General features: G+C 33.9%; 2 protein-coding genes. Both read left to right on the top strand.

The features are described from left to right. The first annotated feature begins 167 nt into the window (after positions 1 to 167). Positions 168 to 890: a hypothetical protein gene (locus QI30_RS19645; protein ID WP_126992138.1), complete on the top strand. Its 723-nt coding sequence runs from the start codon at positions 168 to 170 to the stop codon at positions 888 to 890. A 122-nt stretch (positions 891 to 1012) separates the two neighbouring features. Continuing rightward, a partial coding sequence (locus QI30_RS19640; RefSeq protein WP_148113921.1) for a hypothetical protein occupies positions 1013 to 1886 on the top strand: 874 nt, incomplete at its 3' end.

The raw sequence follows: 1886 nt of genomic DNA, 5'->3' as shown, positions 1-1886 counted from the left end.
GCATTATTTTTTAAGGTCGAGAGAAGGAAAAGACTTCACATATTTTATTAGTCAATCCTCTTTCGTCATTGTAAAATATAGGGAGAAATAAATCGAAAGGTTTGATTTATATTTTATCCTTTTTAGAAAATGAACTGATTGCAATTTTAGCAGTCTTAGGGATTATTGTGCCTGCTTTATTTACGCTTTTCAGTGTAAATAATTATACGTCCTTTGATCGTAAATTAGTCCCTCGTAATAAAAGCTCTATCATTTATGTTAAACAGTTAATCGGAACATTTCTTTATATCATCCCGCTATTTATTGGTTCAGCTTATTATTTTGCTTTTCTCGGCTACAAATTCACTGGATTTATTATTATTTATTCAGTTATCTATCTAATATTCACAATCTATTTAGTGAGCAAAATTATTTCCCTTTGGAAATGGTGTACAAAACATATTGCGATTTTTACACCACGGCCAAAATTATTTAACCTAAATGAACAATATAAAATACATTTGACCATACTATTTACATACGCGATTTTAACTGCCCTCGCAGTAGGCCATTTAAAAACAAAAGAAGTTGCGATTCTGACAACTGAATTTTTAATACAAGCACTTATATTTTCAGTTGTTGATTTTATAATTTGTCTTGTAATCTTATTGCCATTATTCAATCGTAGCAATTCTGTAGATTACAAATTAATCTATGACAATGAACTAATCGATTCTGCTTCATTAAAAACAATTACCGAGAGTCAACCTTTAATTTTGGAATATTACTTAAATGAAACCACCTCTGTCTATAAGACCGAGAATTTAAAATATCGTATAATACGCTATTCTAACAGTAATGAGCCACCTCACTATACTGTTTACGAACTACTAGAAAAACTAGAAACATAGAAATGTCTAAAATTCAGAAATAAAGAGGTAAATAGAATAATTTAGAGAATTACTAATTTAATAAGGTTAACCAGTTAACCTTTAATATATCAATAACTTTTAGTTAACTTGGAGGAATTCAAATGGCAGATAAAACATTTGGTTTTAAAGTAAGCGATGAAGATTACGAACGTGCAAAATTCTTAATTGAAACAAGTGGACTTTCATCAAAAGAATGGTTTCAAAACGCTCTAGCTAATTACGAGGTCAAAGCACTACAAACAAACGCCCCTGAATACTCACGTAACTTAACAGAGCTTGAACTTCATACGACACGTATTTATGAATTAGTAGTGGGAATGGTGCAACAGTCTATTTATTTTAAAGATCATGCTGTACGTGAAGTATCAGAGCAACTTGAAAAGAAAGAACAACTAATGCTAGAGCTACAAGAAAAATTACATCAAACAAAACAAACTGTTCAGACCCTTCAAGCGGAAAAACAAGAACTTACGGCAGTTCAAGTAGAGCAAGCAAAACAGCTAGAGGAAGGTCGCCTTTCGACTGAAAACAGCCAACTCCTTATCGCAGAGTATAAGGAGAAAAATGATTCATTAACAGGACTGGTAACGAAGTATCAAGGCTATGCAGAGGAAAATGAACAACTGAAGGTGGCATTTGCCGAAGAAAAAGAGGCACTACTCACAGCTGCTGCTACTGAAAAGCAACAACTTGAACAGGCATTAACGACTGCTACAAATGAAGCAAAAGCGAATGAAGCGAAAGCCACTGAACTTGAAAAAGCATTAGCAGAGGAAAAAGCGAAGGCTGAACAAGCAACTGCCCTTCTACAAGAACGCCATGAGCTTGCATTAGAGCGTGCTATCGTAAAGGCTGAACGTGAATACCAGGAGAAATTACAGGCTCAGCTTGATACATACAATGCTCGTATCACAGAGCTTCAGGCTGAAAACGATCGTATTCGTGCATCTTATGAAAATCGTTTAGAAGAGCTTT

This window comes from Candidatus Kurthia intestinigallinarum (assembly GCF_003991225.1).
Taxonomy (GTDB): domain Bacteria; phylum Bacillota; class Bacilli; order Bacillales_A; family Planococcaceae; genus Kurthia; species Kurthia populi.
The sequence above is the reverse complement of the archived record's forward strand: the minus strand, read 5'-3'. Positions and strand labels throughout refer to the sequence as shown.